Raw genomic sequence first — 15779 nt, forward strand, 5'->3', positions numbered from 1 at the left:
AGGGCAAGGAACCGCCTGGCCGCTTCTTCTTTGCCCAAATACCCGCGGGGGGATCGCGCAGAGCGCGATGGGGGCGGCAGCCCCCTGCCCCCTCGGCCACCGGGCTCAACCGCCGATGGCGATGCCCTCGCGGCGCGGGTCGGCGCCGCCTTCCAGCCCGTCGGGGGTGACCACGATGCCTTGCAGGCCCGAGGTCAGCTCGGTCTCGTTCAGCTCGAAGCCCATGGCCGCCAGGCCCTCGGTCAGGGCGGCGGGCAGGCCCGCCTCGATGTCCATGGGGCCGAAGCGGTTGACCAGGTTCGGGGCGGCGACGGCGGCCTGGATGTCCATGCCCCAGTCCAGATGCGCCACGATCGCGCGGGCGACATAGCCGATGATGCGGCTGCCGCCGGGTGAGCCGATCACCATCGCCGGCGCGCCGTCCTGCAGCACGATGGTCGGCGCCATGGACGAGCGGGGCCGCTTGCCCGGGGCCAGTGCATTGGCGATGGGCCAGCCGGCGTCGTCATGCGTCTCGAAGCTGAAATCGGTCAGCTCGTTGTTCAGCAGGAAGCCGGCGGCCATCACCCGCGATCCGAAGCCGTTCTCGATGGTCGTGGTCATCGACAGAGCGTTGCCCTCCGCATCCACGATCGAGATATGCGAGGTCGAGGGCAGTTCCAGCGCCGAATCCTGGCCCCAGAGACGGGCATGGCTCCAGCCCGGGCTGCCGGCGCTGACCTTGGGCAGGCTGTCGTCGCCCTGCAGCAATTGGCCGCGTTCCTCCAGATAGGCCGGATCGATCAGCCCCTCGGTCGGCATGGCCACGAAATCGCTGTCGGCCATGAAGCGGCCCCGGTCGGCGAAGGCCAGCCGCGAGGCATCCCCGATCAGGCGCCAGGCATCAGCGCTTTCGGCGCCCATCTCGGCCAGGTCGTAGCCGCCCAGCATGCCCAGGATCTGGCCCACCGTCAGCCCGCCCGACGAGGGCGGGCCCATGCCGCAGACATCGTGGTCGCGATAGTCGACGCAGACAGCGGGGCGTTCGATCACGCGATAGGCGGACAGATCGGCCAGGGCCAGCAGGCCCGGATTGTCCTCGGCCCCGCGCACGGCGGCGGTGATCTGTTCGGCCACCGGGCCGGTATAGAAGCCGTCCGCCCCCTCGCGCGCCAGCAGGCGCAAGGTCTCGGCATAGGCGGGGTTGGTCAGCAGGCTGCCCTCGGCCACGGGCTGGCTGTCGGGAAAGAAATAGGCGGCGGTGGCGGGATAGCGCGACAGGGCGTCGCCCTCGCCCGCGACCAACGCGGCCAGGCGGGGCGAGACGGTGAAGCCGTCCCGGGCCAGCGCGATGGCGTCGTCGAAGAGGCCGGACCAGTTCGCCTGGCCCCAGTTGCGATGCGCGACCTCCATCAGGCGCGGCGTGCCGGGCGTGCCGACCGAGCGGCCGCCGATCACGGCCTCCATGAAGGCCAGCGGTTCGCCCTCCTCGTCCTGGAACAGCGTGGGGGTGGCGGCCATGGGGGCGGTCTCGCGCCCGTCCAGCGTGGTCACCTCGCCGGTCTCGGCATGGTACCAGACGAGGAAGGCGCCACCGCCCAGGCCCGAGCTTTGCGGCTCGACCAGGCCCAGCACCGCCTGCACGGCGACCATCGCGTCGGCGGCGCTGCCGCCCTGTTCCAGCACGCGGGCGCCGGCCTGCACGGCCAGCGGGTGGGCGGCGGTGACCATCCAGTCGGCCGCGGTGACCGGGCGCCCCTCGGCCTTGGTGGCCAGGGCGTCGCGGGCGGGCGCGTCCAGATCGCCGAAGACATCGGTGGCGATCGCCTCGCCCGAGGCGCCCTCGGGCGCCACCGCATCGGCCGCCTGCTGCGCCCCCGCCATCGCCGCGCTGCCCAGCAGCAGTGCCAAGGCCCATCCTGTCCGCGTCATCGCCGTCCCTCCATGTCCCGGAATGATGGGGTCAGCATGACGCCGGATGGGCGGGGGCGCAACCGTCCCGGGTGGTTCAGTCCTCGGCGGCCAGGGCGCGCTCGAGTTCGGGCAGGAAGCGTTGGGTGAAATCCTCGCGGATCAGGGGGCCCGCGAAGCGGTAGAGGATCTGCCCCTCGCCATCGACGATGAAGGTCTCGGGCGGGGCGGTGACGCCCCAGTCGATGGCGCCGCGCCCGCGCGGATCGGTGGCGATGGCCGCGAAGGGGTCGCCATCCTCGGTGAGGAAGGACAGCGCGTTGGCCTCGGGGTCCTTCAGGTCGATCCCGTAGACCGGCAGGCGGGTCGAGAGGTCCGTCAGGGTCGGGTGTTCGGCGCGGCAGGGCGGGCACCAGCTGGCCCAGAAATTGACCAGCTTGACGCCGGGCTCGCGCAGCATCTCGTCGGTCAGCTGCACCTTGCCGGGCAGCGTCGTCTGGGGCACCGCCGGCGCCTGCCGCCCGATCATGGCCGAGGGCAGGTTGCCCGGATCCTCGCGGTTCATGCCCCAGAGGAAGGTGGCGGCCAGCGCGGCGAAGACCACCGGCGGCAGGATCATCAGGACGGGAACCCTAGCCATTGCGCTCGTGCTCCTGCAGGGCGCGGCGGGCGCGGGCGTTGGCCGCGACGGTGTGCCAGACCAGTCCGGCGATCAGCACAAGGCTGACCCCATAGGCGGCCAGCACGGTGCCGGCGTAATCTCCCAGCTGCATCATGCGCGCATCTCTCGGGCTTGCAGGGCGGCCAGACGGCGCCTGCGGATTTCGGTTCGGGTGCGGATCAGCAGGAGTGCCAGGAACAGCAGGAAGAAGCCCAGCATCGCCAGATAGAGCGGATAGCGGTAGACCGACGACATCCGCTCGCCCGACTGCACCGACAGGCTGGCGCCCTGATGCAGGCCCTGGTTCCAGAACAGGACGGCGTAGCGCGACAGAAGCGCGAAGACCGAGCCCACGAGGCACAGCACGCCCGTCAGGTCGGCGGCGCTGTCGGGATCCTCGACCGCCGCCCAGAGCGCGATATAGCCCACGTAGAACAGGAACAGGATCAGGAACGAGGTCAGGCGCGGGTCCCATTCCCACCAGGTGCCCCACATGGGCTGGCCCCAGATCGCGCCGGTGGCCAGCGCGATCAGCGTCATGATCGCGCCGATGGGAGCGGCGGCCTTGGCGGCCAGCGCGCTGACATGATGGCGGCGAATGATCCAGATCAGCGAGGCGACCAGCATCATCACCCAGATGTTGATGGCCATCATCGCGGCGGGCACGTGCAGGAAGACGATCTTGACGGTCGAGCCCTGCCGGAAATCCTCGGGCGTCAGAAAGCCCCAGAACACGCCGCCCACACTGCAAAGGACCGCGCTGCCGACCAGCCAGGGCAGAAGCCCCTCGGTCGTGCGCATGAACTTGGTCGGATTTGCGTATTCCCAGATCGACATGCTGTCCTCTATCCCTGAATCCCCGCGCCCCTCAAGGGGCAGAGCGCCGCATTCACCGCAGATTGACCCGAAGCGCCGCCGCCGCCGCGAAGGGGATCAGCGCCAGCACCCCCAGGGTGATGCCTGCAAGGAACATCAGCGGCGTGGCGGTGGCCATGCCCTCGGCCCCGCGGCGGGTGATCTCGGCCCCGAAGATCAGCGTCGGGATGTAGAGCGGCAGGACCAGCAGCGACAGCAGCAGCCCGCCGCGCCGCAGCCCCACGGTGATCGCCGCGCCGAAGGCCCCCAGCATCGACAGCGCGGGCGTGCCGAGCGCCAGCGAGGCCACCAGCCAAGGCATCGCCTGCACGGGCAGCTGCAGCAGGATGCCGAACAGGGGCGCCGAGACGACCAGCGGCAGGCCGGTGGTGATCCAATGGGCCAGCGCCTTGATCGCCACCGCCGCCTCCAGCGGCAGGGGGGCGGTGGCCAAGAGGTCCAGGCTGCCATCCTCGTGGTCCAGCGCGAAGATGCGGTCCAGGGACAGAAGGCAGGCCAGCAGCGCGCCGACCCAGAGGATGCCGGGCGCCACGGGGGCCAGCGTGGCGCGGTCGGGACCCACGCCGAAGGGCACCAGGGCCGAGAGGATCAGGAAGAAGGCCACGCCCAGTCCGAAGCCGCCCCCGGCCCGCGTGGCCAGACGCAGGTCGCGGATCAAGAGCGCGATCACGCGAAGGCCTCGTTGAAGCCCGAGGCGCGGGTGGCGGGGGCCGATCCGGGCCGGGCGCGGAAGGGGGTCAGGTCCAGCACGCGGGCCTGCGGCAGGCCCAGATCGATATGGGTGGCGATCAGCGCGGCGCCCCCCTGCCCCAGATGCGCCCCCAGCACCTCGGCAAAGCGCGCGACCGAGGCCGCGTCCAGCGACACGGTGGGCTCGTCCAGCACCCAGAGTGGGCGTCCGGTGACCAGAAGCCGTGCCAGCCCGAGGCGCCGCTTCTGCCCCGCCGAGAGGGCGGCGGCGGGGCGGTGGGCCAGCGCCGTCAGGTCCATCGCCGCCAGCGCGGCATCCGTCCCGCCGCCGCCGAAAACCTGCGCCCAGAAGGTCAGGTTCTCGGCCGCCGTCAGGGCGGGCTTCAGCCCGTCGGCATGGGCGGCATAGGCCAGGCAATCCTCGGGCATTGCGATGCGGCCCGCAACGGGGGCCTGCAATCCGGCCACGGTGCGCAGAAGGGTCGTCTTGCCGACCCCGTTCGGGCCGCGCAGGATCAGCGCCTGCCCGGCCTCCAGATCGAATGTCACCCCCTCGACCGTCCGCAGACCGCCGCGCGCCACGGCAAGGTCCTGGACGGTCAGCAGGGTCACAGGGGCAGCAGCGCGCAGGCGACCCGGCGACCCTCGGACAGGGTCACGTTGTAGGTGCGCGCGGCGGTGGCCGAGGCCATCGCCTCGACCCGCAGGCCGAGCGCATCCAGATGCGCGATCAGATCGCGGGGGGGAATGTCGACGCCCGCACCCATCCCCAGGAACAGCACGTCGACCCGGCCCGCCAGCGCCTCCAGCGGGGCGATCTGGTCCAGACCGTCCCACGGGGTGACGCGGTCGGCCTCGATCACCACCGCGCTGCGAAAGACCCGGCCCGCGACCCGGAAGAAGCCCGGGCCATAGCCTTCGACGGCATGCTGCCCGGTGAACTCGATCGGCGTCAGGGCGGGCATCAGACCTCCTCGGCGCCCTCGAAGGGCGACAGGTTCTTGCGGGCCTTGGGATCCTTGGGGTCGGGCTTGTCGCGGCGCACGCCCAGCCACAGCACGAAGTTCTTGGCCACGTAGACCGAGGAATAGGTGCCGATGAAGATGCCGAAGGTGATCGCAAAGACGAAGCCCCGGATGACGTCGCCGCCCAGCACCAAGAGCGCGATCAGCGCCAGAAGCGTGGTGACCGAGGTCATGGTGGTCCGCGACAGGGTCTCGTTCACGGACAGGTTCATCACCTCGCGCAGGGCGCGGGTCTTGTACTTGATCAGGTTCTCGCGCAGGCGGTCGAAGACCACGACCGTGTCGTTGATCGAATACCCCACGATGGTCAGCAGCGCCGCGATGGTGGTCAGATCGAAGCGGATCTGGAACAGCGCGAAGATGCCCATGGTGATCAGCACGTCATGGAACAGCGACACGATGGCGCCGACCGCGAACTGCCATTCGAAGCGCAGCCAGATGTAGATCGAGATCGCCACCAGCGAGGCCAGCACCGCGTAGATCGCGGTCTGCACCAGCTCGCCCGAGACCTTGGGCCCGACCGATTCGACCGAGGGGAAGGTCATCTCGGGATCGACCCCGCGCAGCGCCTCCTCGACCGTGGCGATGGTCTGGGGGGTCACGGCCTCGGTCCCGTCCTGGGCGCTGATGCGGACCTGCGAGACGTTCTGGTCGGCCGCGAAGCCGGGATCGAAGACCTCGGTGATGGCCACGTCGCCCAGTTCCAGCCCCGACAGCGCGTCGCGATAGGCCGCGACATCGACGGGCTGGGCCGATTCGGTGCGGATCGTCGTGCCGCCCCGGAAATCGATGCCGAAGTTCAGCCCGTTGAGGAACAGAACCGCGACCGAGGCGACCATGAGGAAGGCCGAGATGCCGAAGGTCAGGGCCTGCCAGCGGAAGAAGTCAAAGCTGGTCTGGTCGGGAATCAGTTTCAGACGGAACGCCATCTCACACCTCGATCTGCTTGGGGCGCGCGCGCTCGAACCACATGATGGTGATCAGGCGCGTCACGAACAGCGCCGTGAAGACCGAGGTCACGATCCCGATGGTCAGGGTCACGGCGAACCCCTTGACCGGCCCCGAGCCCAGCACGAAGAGGATGGCCGCCACGATCAGCGTCGTGATGTTGGCGTCCACGATGGCCGACATGGCCTTCTCGTAGCCCAGCTCGATCGCGCGGGCCGGGCCGCGCGCGGTCCGCAATTCCTCGCGGATGCGTTCGAAGACCAGCACGTTGGCATCGACCGCCATGCCGATGGTCAGCACGATGCCGGCGATGCCCGGCAGCGTCAGCGTGGCCCCGATCAGCGACAGGACCGCAAACAGCAGCACCATGTTGAAGGTCAGCGCGACCGCCGCGAAGACGCCGAAGCGGCCATAGGACAGGATCATCAGCATCACGACGGCGACGAAGCCCACGGCCGCCGCGACCTTGCCCGCATCCACGCTGTCCTGCCCCAGTTCGGGGCCGACGGTGCGTTCCTCGAGGAAGGTCATCTCGGCCGGCAGGGCGCCGGCGCGCAGCAGCACCGACAGCTGGTTGGCCTGATCGAAGTTCATCGAGCCCGAGATCTGCCCCGAGCCGGTGGTGATGGCCGAGCGGATCACCGGGGCCGAGATCACCTCGTCGTCCAGCACGATGGCGAAGGGCTGGCCGATATTTTGCGAGGTATAGCTGCCGAAAGCCCGGGCGCCGGACGGGTTGAAGCGGAAGTTGACCGAGGGCTGGCCGTTCTCGTCGCTGCCGGGCATGGCATCGACCAGATCCTCGCCGCTGACGACCGGAGTGTCTTCCAGGATGTAATAGACCCCCTCCTGATCGATCGAGGGCGCGATGAACTGCCCCAGGCCGGGCTCTGCCTCGGCGTCGCCGGTGGTGCCCAGGACCGGGTTGAAGGTCAGCTGGGCGGTGGTGCCGATCAGCTCCTTCAGTTCCGTAGCCGAGCCGATGCCCGGCACCTGGATCAGGATGCGGTCCTCGCCCTGGCGCATGATGGTGGGTTCGCGGGTGCCGACCTCGTCGACGCGGCGGCGCACGATCTCCAGCGATTGCTGGATGGTGCGGTCGTCGGTGACCGCCTTCTCGGCATCCGACAGCTGGATCGTCAGGGTCGCCCCCTGCGTGGCGATGGCCAACGACTGCTGGCCCGCCCCGGTCAGGGTGGTGACGGGGTCGGAGAAGCCGCGCGCGATCTCGATGGCGCGGGGCATCTGGTCGGCATTGCCGATCTCGACCGACAGCACGCCCTCGGGCGCCTCGACGCGGCGAATCGCGCCGACCGTGTCGCGTTCGGCGGCCAGCGCCGTGCGCAGTTCGGGCCAGAGCGCGTCGACGCGGGTCTTGTAGACCTCCGCCACCTGCACCTCGCCCAAGAGATGGGCGCCGCCGCGCAGGTCGAGCCCCAGATTGACCAGATTGGAGGGCATCCACGAGGGCCAGCCGTCGCGCGCCGCCACCAGTTCGGGCGTCTCGACGCCGGTGGCCTCGATCCGGGCCACGGCATCGTTATGCGCCTCGACGCGGGCGTAGAAGGCGTTGGGCAGCGCGTAGAAGAGGCCCAGAAGGCAGATCCCGAAAATCAGGACGCGCTTCCATCGGTCGATCTGAAGCATGTGGGCGAACGCCTTCTCAGCTGTTTGCGGCGACCGGTTCGGTCTTGTTGACGACCTGGGCCAGGGTCGAGCGGATGACGCGGACGCGCACGCCGGTCGCGATCTCGACTTCCAGCTCGTCGTCGCGGACGCTGACGACCTTGCCCAGGATGCCGCCCTGGGTGACGACCTGGTCGCCCTTCTTGACGGCCTCGACCATGGCGCGATGCTGCTTCACGCGCTTCTGCTGCGGGCGGATCATCAGGAAATACATGATCGCGAAGATCAGGATCAGCGGAATGAACTGCGCCAAGGCTGCGCCGCCTCCGGCGCCGCCGGCGGCCTGGGCATAAGCGGGGGTCACGAACATCGAGGGGTCCTTTCGGTCAGGGGCACGGCCAGGGCCGCATCACGATTGGCGCGCAACCTAGCTGTGCGGCCCGCCCTTGGCAAGAAAGCCCCCGAGGCCCGGGTCGCAAGACGCGAAACGCCTTCGTGATGGCCGAACGCCCCCGGCTGACGGTCCCGTGTGGGCGGTTCCCTCGGGCCGGGCGGGCCCGGTGGACTTGGGCCGGGCACTGTGGCACTCGAAGGGGGCCCAATGCCGCAACCCGAAGGGACCCGCCATGGCCGAGCGACGCGACCCCGCCACCGAACTGACCCGCCTTCTGGACATCATGGCGGCGCTGCGCGACCCCGACACGGGCTGCCCCTGGGATGTCGAGCAGGACTTCGCCTCGATCGCGCCCTACACGATCGAGGAGGCGCATGAGGTCGAGGACGCGATCCAGCGTCAGGCCTGGGACGAATTGCCCGGAGAGCTGGGCGACCTGCTGCTGCAGGTGGTCTTTCAGGCGCAGATCGCGCGTGAGGCGGGGATGTTCGACTTTGCCGATTGCGCGGCGGCGATCAGCGACAAGCTGGTCTTCCGCCACCCCCATGTCTTCGGATCTGAGAACCGCGACAAATCCGCCGAGCAGCAGGTGAAGGACTGGGAGGCGATCAAGGCCGTCGAGCGCGCCGGCAAGGCCGAACGGGGCACGCTGGACGGCGTGGCCCTGGGCCTGCCCGCGCTGACGCGCGCGCTGAAGCTGCAGAACCGCGCCGCGCGGGTGGGCTTCGACTGGCCCGGCCCCGGGGACGTGCTGGCCAAGATCACCGAGGAGACCGCCGAGCTGGTCGAGGCGCGCGACAGCCTGGGCCCGGAAGCGATGGAGGAGGAATTCGGCGATCTGCTGTTCGTGATGGCCAATCTGGGCCGGCATCTGAAGATCGACCCCGAGCAGGCCCTGCGGCGCGCGAATGCCAAGTTCACCCGGCGCTTCGGCGCCATCGAGGCGGCATTGGCGGCCGAAGGGCGGCGGCCCGAGGACAGCGACCTGGCCGAGATGGACCGGCTGTGGGATGCGGCCAAGGCCGCCGAGCGGGCCTAGGCCCCCCTTCCCCCGGCCCGATCAGGCCGGGGCGGGCGCCTCGGCCACCTGCGCCAAAGCGGCGTCATAGACCTCAATGCCGCCCTTAGAGGCGCCCTCGGACAGGGTGCGCTTCCACATCCGCGCGCCGGGGCGGCCGTGGAAGAGGCCCAGCATGTGGCGGGTCATCTGGTGCAAACGGCCCCCCTGCGCGAGGTGGTCGATGATCAGCGGGCGCATGGCGCGCGCGACCTGGGTCGGATCCTCGAAGGGGGGGGCGTCGTCCCAGAGGCGGTCGGCATCGCCGAGGATCGTCCAGGGCTCGTGATAGGCGGCGCGGCCCACCATCACCCCGTCCATGACCTCCAGATGCGCCCGCGCCTCGTCCAGGCTGGCGATGCCGCCATTTATCGACAGATGCAGGTCAGGGAACTGCGTCTTCATCCGCCGGACCAGCGGATAGTCCAGCGGCGGGATCTGGCGGTTCTCGCGCGGGCTGAGACCCTTGAGCCAGGCCTTGCGGGCATGGATCGTCAGGCGGCGGATGCCGGCCCGCTGCATCGCGTCCAGAAAGGTGGGCAGCGCCGTTTCGGGGTCCTGGTCGTCGACGCCGATGCGACATTTCACCGTGACCTCGACCGGGCTGACAGCCTGCATGGCCGCCACGCAATCGGCCACGCGCTCGGGCATGGTCATCAGGACCGCCCCGAAGGCGCCCGATTGCACGCGGTCACTGGGGCAACCGCAGTTCAGGTTGATCTCGGCATAGCCCCAATCGGCCGCGATGCGGGTGGCCGCGCGCAGTTCGGCCGGGTCCGAGCCGCCCAATTGCAGCGCCAGCGGCTGCTCGGCGGCGTCATGGTCCAGAAGCCGGGCCCGGTCGCCATGCAGGATCGCGGGGGCGGTGACCATTTCCGTATACAGCAACGCGCGGCGCGACATCAGCCGGTGGAAGCGTCGGCAGTTGCGGTCGGTCCAGTCCATCATCGGCGCGACGGAAAGACGCGCGGCGCGGGGGGTCGGGTCGGTCATGGGAATGGTACGGGCCTGCTGGGCAACGGGGATCCCCCGCAGCCGGAAAGGGGATGGTGGGTGATAAGGGATTTGAACCCCTGACATCTTCGATGTGAACGAAGCGCTCTACCACTGAGCTAATCACCCGTCGCGCTGGCTTCTAGCGTCAGCCGCGGGACGTTGCAAGAGGGCTCAGGGCTTTTCCACGAGGATCGGTGCGGTCGACGAGGCGCGGCGGCGCAGGCGCAGGGTGATCACGTCGCCGCCCCGGGCGTCGCGTTCCAGATTGATTCGCGCCCGGCCCAGAGGCGGCACGGCCAGGGTCTGGCCGGCGGACAGGATCTGGCCCAGCTGGTCCAGCGTCGCCTCGATGATCGGGCGGGCCTCGGCGCGGCGGGCGCCGGTGGCGGCGACGACCCGGTCCACGAAATCGCGCTTGGGCACCACGGTGGCGACATGGGGATCGGGCAGCCCTGACAGCGGTGCAGCCGTCAGGGGCAGACCTTCGGCATCGGTGGTTTCGGTCGACATGTCCGTGAACCTGCTTCTGTGCGCGACTTGCCTGATCAGTTTACGTCAAAATGACCTTGCGTCAACCGCAACGCAGAAGGCCGGGGGCGCAGAACGCCCCCGGCCAGGGATCGGATCAGACCGGTCAGTGCGCGACGGCGCTGCCGGACCCTTCGGAGGCGCGCTGCCCCGAGACGCGGGCGGCCTCGGCGGCCTCTTCGGCGGCCTCGTCCCATTCCACGGCGACCGGCTGACGGACCAGGGCGTGGCGCAGCACCTCGCGGACATTGCTGACCGGGATGATGGTCAGCCCTTCCTTGACGTTGTCCGGGATCTCGACGAGGTCCTTTTCATTGTCCTGCGGGATCAGCACCGTCTTGATGCCGCCGCGCAGGGCCGCCAACAGCTTCTCCTTCAAGCCCCCGATGGCCAGCACATGGCCGCGCAGGGTGACCTCGCCGGTCATGGCGACATCCTTGCGGACCGGGATGCCGGTCATCACCGAGACGACCGAGGTCACCATGGCCACCCCCGCCGAGGGGCCGTCCTTGGGCGTGGCGCCCTCGGGGACGTGGACGTGGATGTCGCGCTTGTCGAATTCCGGGGGCCTGACCCCGATCTCCGGCGCGACCGAGCGCACGAAGCTGTTCGCCGCGTCGATCGATTCCTTCATCACGTCGCCAAGCGTGCCGGTGGTCTTCATCCGGCCCTTGCCGGGCAGGCGCAGGGCCTCGATCTGCAGAAGATCGCCGCCGACCGAGGTCCAGGCAAGGCCGGTCACGACGCCCACCTGATCCTCCTTCTCGGCCAAGCCGTAGCGGTGGCGGCGCACGCCCAGGTACTCCTCGGCCTTCTCGGGGGTCACCTCGACCGAGGTGACCTTGCCCTTGAGGATCTCGGTCACGGCCTTGCGGGCCAGTTTCGCGATCTCGCGCTCCAACGAGCGGACCCCGGCCTCGCGGGTGTAATAGCGGATCATGTGGGTCAGCGCCTCGTCGGTGACGCTGAACTCGCCCTTGCGCAACCCGTTGGCCTTGGTCTGCTTGTCCAGCAGGTGACCGCGCGCGATCTCGCGCTTCTCGTCCTCGGTGTAACCCGAGAGCGGGATGATCTCCATCCGGTCCAGCAGCGGGCTGGGCATGTTGTAGCTGTTGGCCGTGGTCACGAACATGACGTTGGACAGATCGTATTCGACCTCGAGGTAATGATCCACGAAGGTCGAGTTCTGTTCCGGGTCCAGCACCTCCAGCATCGCCGACGCGGGATCGCCCCGGAAGTCCTGGCCCATCTTGTCGATCTCGTCCAGCAGGATCAGCGGGTTGGTGGTCTTGGCCTTCTTCAGCGCCTGGATGATCTTGCCGGGCATCGAGCCGATATAGGTCCGCCGGTGACCCCGGATTTCCGATTCGTCGCGCACGCCGCCAAGCGAGATGCGGATGAACTCGCGCCCCGTCGCCTTGGCGATCGAGCGGCCAAGCGAGGTCTTGCCCACGCCCGGAGGACCGACCAGCGTCAGGATCGGGCCCTTCAGCTTGGTGCTGCGCGCCTGCACGGCCAGATATTCGACGATGCGTTCCTTGACCTTGTCCAGCCCGTAATGGTCCGCATCCAGGATCGCCTCGGCCCGGGCCAGATCCTTGCGGGTGCGGGACTTCACGCCCCATGGCAAGGCCAGCAGCCAATCGAGGTAGTTGCGGCTGACCGTCGCCTCGGCGGACATGGGCGACATGGATTTCAGCTTCTTCAGCTCGCTGTCGGCCTTGTCGCGGGCCTCCTTGCTGAACTTGGTGGCCGAGATCTTTTCCTCCAGCTCGGTCAGCTCGTTCTGGCCGTCCTCGCCGTCGCCCAGTTCCTTCTGGATCGCCTTCATTTGCTCGTTCAGATAGTATTCGCGCTGCGTCTTCTCCATCTGGGTCTTGACGCGCGACTTGATCTTCTTCTCGACCTGCAGGACCGACATCTCGCCCTGCATGTGGCCATAGATCTTCTCAAGACGCGCCGAGATTTCCAGCGTGTCCAGCAGGTCCTGCTTGCGCTCCAGGTCGATGCCCATGTGGCCCGCGACCAGATCGGCCAGCTTGCCGGGCTCGGTCGCCTCGGACACGGCGGTCACCACCTCGTCGGGGATGTTCTTGCGCACCTTGACGTAGCGCTCGAATTCCTCGGTCACGGTGCGGACCAGCGCCGTCACGGTCGCGTCGTCGCCGGTGGTTTCCTCCAGCGCGATGGCCTCGGCCATGAAATGGTCTTTATGCGGCACGAATTCGGTGATGTGCACCCGCTCGCGGCCCTCGACCAGCACCTTGACGGTGCCGTCGGGCAGCTTGAGCAGCTGCAGCACATTGGCCAGCACGCCGCCGCGATAGATGCCCTCTTCGGTGGGTTCGTCCACCGCCGCATCCATCTGGGCGGCCAGAAGGATCGGGCTGTCCGATTCCATCACCGCTTCCAGTGCGCGCACGGATTTCTCGCGTCCCACGAAGAGGGGCACGATCATGTGCGGGAAGACGACGATATCCCGCAAGGGCAGCACCGGGTAGGTCTGGGTGGTGAATTCCGTCATGGTCTTGTCCTTTCCGCCCGAAGCCGCGGCCCCGTCATGGCGACACGCGGCCCCTGCATGCGCTCAATCTAGGGCCAGCATCGCCCGCGTTCAATATGACAGTATAAATGCAGTTGATGTCCGTTCGGGTCCGCCGAACCCCGGGCGGCGTCCGCCCTCAGCGCGGAATGACGATCTCGGCCCGCAAGCCGCCAAGGCGCGGCCCCCGGCCAAGGCGCAGCTGCCCGCCATGCGCGCGGGCCACGTCGGCGGCGATGGCCAGACCCAGCCCGGCGCCCTGCGCGCTATTCCTGCGCCGCGAGGGGTCCAGCCGGGTGAAGGGGCGCATGGCGGCGTCCAGGCTGTCCTCGGGAATGCCGGGGCCGTCATCCTCGATGCCGATGCGCAGGCTGCGGGGACCAAGCGCGGCGTCCATCTCGGCCCGGCTGCCATAGCGCACGGCATTGCCGATCAGGTTCTCCAGCGCGCGGCGCAGCATGTCGGGGCGGCAGGTGGCCAGCCCCGCGCGGTCGCCCTCGAACTGGACCAGGGCGGCGGGCTGTCCCGCGCGCTGCGCATCGGCGACGATGGTCTCCAGAAACCCCGCCGCCGCGACCGGCTCGGGGGGGCGATCCTGCGCCTCGTCGCGGGCATAGTCCAGAAAGCCGTCGACCATGCGGCTCATCTCGGCGATGTCGGCCTCCATCGCGGCGATCTCCTCGGCATCGGGGGGCATGTCGGGCGAGACCATCGACAGGCTCAGCCTCAGCCGCGTCAGGGGCGTGCGCAGATCATGGCTGATCCCCGACATCATCAGCTTGCGCTGTTCGTTCTGGCGTTCCAGCCGGTTGCGCATGTCCAGGAAGGCCGTGCCGGCGCTGCGGATCTCGGCGGCGCCCTGCGGGCGATAGGGCACCATGCGCCCCTTGCCGTATTCCTCGGCCGCCGAGGCCAGGCGCCGGATCGGGCGCAGCTGGTTGCGCAGGAAGATCGTCGCGATCCCGGTCATCAGCAGCGAGGTGAACACCATCAGCACCAGCAGCTGATGCGGGTTCGAGGCGCTGACCCGCCGCCGGTCGAAGCTGAGCGCATAGGGCCCCGCAGGCCCCTCCAGCGCCACGACCACCTGCTTGTCGTCGCTGGCCAGATCGATCGAGATGACCCGGGGCAGCGCCTCGCGCAGCACCTCGGTCACGACGCGGCCCGAGAAGTCGTAGAACAGCCGCTGGTCGCCGGGGACCGGATCGGCGGGCAGCTCCAACGCCAGTTCCAGCGGGCGGGCGACCGAGACGCCCGCCCGGCGCGCGGCCTCGGGGCTGGAGGCGCCGTCGATCAGGCGCGCGACGAAGGCCAGCTCGTGCGACATGCTGGCGGTCATCTGCCGCGTGACGCCCTCGAAATGGCGCTGCAGGAACATGACGCTGACGACCAGCGTGACCACCACCACCGGCAGGAACAGGATCAGCGCCGCCCGGGCATAGAGGCCGCGCGGCACCAGGGTCCGGGCGATCGGTCCGTCAGACTGGTTGGACATGGAAACCCCCTTCGTCGCGCGCTAGGCTAGCGCCATGTGCGACCCCGCGAAAGAGCCGCTGCGGATCCTGGCCCCGAATCCCTCGGCCCTGACCGGGCCGGGCACGACGACCTTCCTGATCGGCCAGGACCATGTCGCGGTGATCGACCCCGGCCCCGACGATGCGGGCCATCTGGACGCCGTCGCCCGGGCGGGCCGCGACCGCATCGGCCATATCCTGGTGACCCATGCCCATCGCGACCACAGCGCGGGCGCCGCCCGCCTGTCGCGGCTGACCGGGGCGCCGGTGCTGGCCTATGGCGATGCGCAGGCGGGACGCTCGCCCCTGATGGCGCGGCTGGCGGCCGAGGGGCTGGTGGCGGGCGGCGAGGGGCTGGACACGGGTTTCGCGCCCGACCGCCTGCTGGCCGACGGGGAGGTGATCGCCACCCCCGACTGGCAGCTGACCGCGCTGCACACGCCCGGCCATGCCGCCGGCCATCTGAGCTTTGCCTGGGGCGCGCAGATCTTCTGCGGCGATCTGGTCATGGGCTGGTCCTCGACGCTGATCTCGCCCCCCGACGGAGATCTGGGGGATTACCTGCGGTCGCTGGACCGGCTGGCCGCGCTGGCACCGGCCCGGCTGCTGCCCACGCATGGCGCGCCGATCGCGGCCCCCCTGCCTCGCCTGGCCGAGCTGTCCCATCATCGCCGTGCCCGCAGCGCCCAGATCCTGGCGGCGCTGCGCACGGCGCCGGGCAGCGCCCCGGACCTCGCCCGCCGCATCTATGCCGTGCCAGACCCGCTGCTGCCCGCCGCCGCGCGCAACGTGCTGGCCCATCTGATCGCGCTGGCCCAGCTGGGGGCCGTTGATTTCCCGGAGGAAATTTCCGAAAGAACGATTTTTTCGGTTCCATGACACAAAAGCGCCAAACGGCTCTGGACGCCCCCGGACGAGGTTGTTATATCCGCCCCGTGTTCCGGCGTAGCTCAGCGGTAGAGCAGTTGACTGTTAATCAATTGGTCGTAGGTTCGATCCCTACCGCCGGAGCCAGTCCTTCCCCTCGGTCGT

16 protein-coding genes and 2 tRNA genes are annotated in these 15779 nt (G+C 69.3%); 3 read left to right on the top strand and 15 right to left on the bottom strand.

The genetic code is table 11. The features are described 5' to 3' along the window. Positions 1-105 precede the first annotated feature (105 nt). The 10 genes from ggt to yajC all read right to left on the bottom strand — a co-directional run bounded on the left by ggt (position 106) and on the right by yajC (position 8086). Positions 106-1863: a gamma-glutamyltransferase gene (gene ggt, locus FA743_RS10785; protein WP_425467183.1), complete on the bottom strand. Its 1758-nt coding sequence runs from the start codon at positions 1861-1863 to the stop codon at positions 106-108. A 124-nt stretch (positions 1864-1987) separates the two neighbouring features. After that, positions 1988-2530 (bottom strand): DsbE family thiol:disulfide interchange protein, encoded by a 543-nt coding sequence (locus FA743_RS10790; protein WP_246054923.1) that lies wholly within the window; start codon positions 2528-2530, stop codon positions 1988-1990. After that, positions 2523-2666, bottom strand: coding sequence for a heme exporter protein CcmD (ccmD, locus tag FA743_RS10795; RefSeq protein ID WP_136886116.1), 144 nt, complete (start codon positions 2664-2666; stop codon positions 2523-2525). The genes FA743_RS10790 and ccmD overlap by 8 nt, the downstream gene beginning before the upstream one ends. Further along, positions 2663-3388 carry a heme ABC transporter permease CcmC gene (gene ccmC / locus FA743_RS10800; RefSeq protein WP_136886117.1) on the bottom strand — a complete coding sequence of 242 codons (726 nt, stop codon included), beginning with the start codon at positions 3386-3388 and terminating at the stop codon, positions 2663-2665. The genes ccmD and ccmC overlap by 4 nt, the downstream gene beginning before the upstream one ends. Before the next feature lie 52 nt (positions 3389-3440). Next, positions 3441-4097 carry a heme exporter protein CcmB gene (ccmB, locus tag FA743_RS10805; protein WP_136886118.1) on the bottom strand — a complete coding sequence of 219 codons (657 nt, stop codon included), beginning with the start codon at positions 4095-4097 and terminating at the stop codon, positions 3441-3443. Then, positions 4094-4729 (bottom strand): heme ABC exporter ATP-binding protein CcmA, encoded by a 636-nt coding sequence (gene ccmA, locus FA743_RS10810; protein WP_136886119.1) that lies wholly within the window; start codon positions 4727-4729, stop codon positions 4094-4096. Before ccmA ends, ccmB begins: the two co-directional genes overlap by 4 nt. Beyond that, a complete protein-coding gene (locus FA743_RS10815; protein ID WP_136886120.1) occupies positions 4726-5082 on the bottom strand; it encodes an Mth938-like domain-containing protein in 357 nt (118 codons plus the stop codon). Before FA743_RS10815 ends, ccmA begins: the two co-directional genes overlap by 4 nt. Continuing rightward, a complete protein-coding gene (gene secF / locus FA743_RS10820; protein WP_136886121.1) occupies positions 5082-6071 on the bottom strand; it encodes a protein translocase subunit SecF in 990 nt (329 codons plus the stop codon). The genes FA743_RS10815 and secF overlap by 1 nt, the downstream gene beginning before the upstream one ends. A gap of 1 nt (position 6072) precedes the next feature. Continuing rightward, positions 6073-7737: a protein translocase subunit SecD gene (secD, locus tag FA743_RS10825; protein ID WP_136886122.1), complete on the bottom strand. Its 1665-nt coding sequence runs from the start codon at positions 7735-7737 to the stop codon at positions 6073-6075. A gap of 16 nt (positions 7738-7753) precedes the next feature. Beyond that, positions 7754-8086 carry a preprotein translocase subunit YajC gene (gene yajC / locus FA743_RS10830; RefSeq protein WP_136886123.1) on the bottom strand — a complete coding sequence of 111 codons (333 nt, stop codon included), beginning with the start codon at positions 8084-8086 and terminating at the stop codon, positions 7754-7756. Positions 8087-8342: 256 nt separating this feature from the next. Between yajC and mazG the strand changes: the two genes are divergently transcribed. Further along, positions 8343-9149 carry a nucleoside triphosphate pyrophosphohydrolase gene (mazG, locus tag FA743_RS10835; protein ID WP_136886124.1) on the top strand — a complete coding sequence of 269 codons (807 nt, stop codon included), beginning with the start codon at positions 8343-8345 and terminating at the stop codon, positions 9147-9149. Positions 9150-9170: 21 nt separating this feature from the next. Here mazG and dusA read toward each other — a convergent pair whose 3' ends face one another. The 5 genes from dusA to FA743_RS10860 form a co-directional block, all read right to left on the bottom strand. After that, positions 9171-10160, bottom strand: coding sequence for a tRNA dihydrouridine(20/20a) synthase DusA (gene dusA / locus FA743_RS10840; protein ID WP_136886125.1), 990 nt, complete (start codon positions 10158-10160; stop codon positions 9171-9173). 54 nt (positions 10161-10214) lie between these two features. Further along, positions 10215-10289 (bottom strand) — tRNA-Val (locus FA743_RS10845). A gap of 45 nt (positions 10290-10334) precedes the next feature. Next, positions 10335-10673 carry a DNA-binding protein gene (locus FA743_RS10850; protein WP_246054924.1) on the bottom strand — a complete coding sequence of 113 codons (339 nt, stop codon included), beginning with the start codon at positions 10671-10673 and terminating at the stop codon, positions 10335-10337. A 124-nt stretch (positions 10674-10797) separates the two neighbouring features. After that, a complete protein-coding gene (gene lon, locus FA743_RS10855; RefSeq protein WP_136886126.1) occupies positions 10798-13215 on the bottom strand; it encodes an endopeptidase La in 2418 nt (805 codons plus the stop codon). 157 nt (positions 13216-13372) lie between these two features. Then, on the bottom strand, positions 13373-14728 hold the full coding sequence (locus tag FA743_RS10860) for an ATP-binding protein (RefSeq protein WP_136886127.1): 1356 nt from the start codon (positions 14726-14728) through the stop codon (positions 13373-13375). Between the two features lie 34 nt (positions 14729-14762). Between FA743_RS10860 and FA743_RS10865 the strand changes: the two genes are divergently transcribed. Continuing rightward, on the top strand, positions 14763-15626 hold the full coding sequence (locus FA743_RS10865) for an MBL fold metallo-hydrolase (protein ID WP_136886128.1): 864 nt from the start codon (positions 14763-14765) through the stop codon (positions 15624-15626). 60 nt (positions 15627-15686) lie between these two features. Then, positions 15687-15761: transfer RNA gene (locus tag FA743_RS10870), tRNA-Asn, on the top strand. The last annotated feature ends 18 nt before the right edge of the window (positions 15762-15779 follow it).

Source organism: Paracoccus gahaiensis, from assembly GCF_005048225.1.
GTDB classification, from domain to species: Bacteria; Pseudomonadota; Alphaproteobacteria; order Rhodobacterales; family Rhodobacteraceae; genus Paracoccus; species Paracoccus gahaiensis.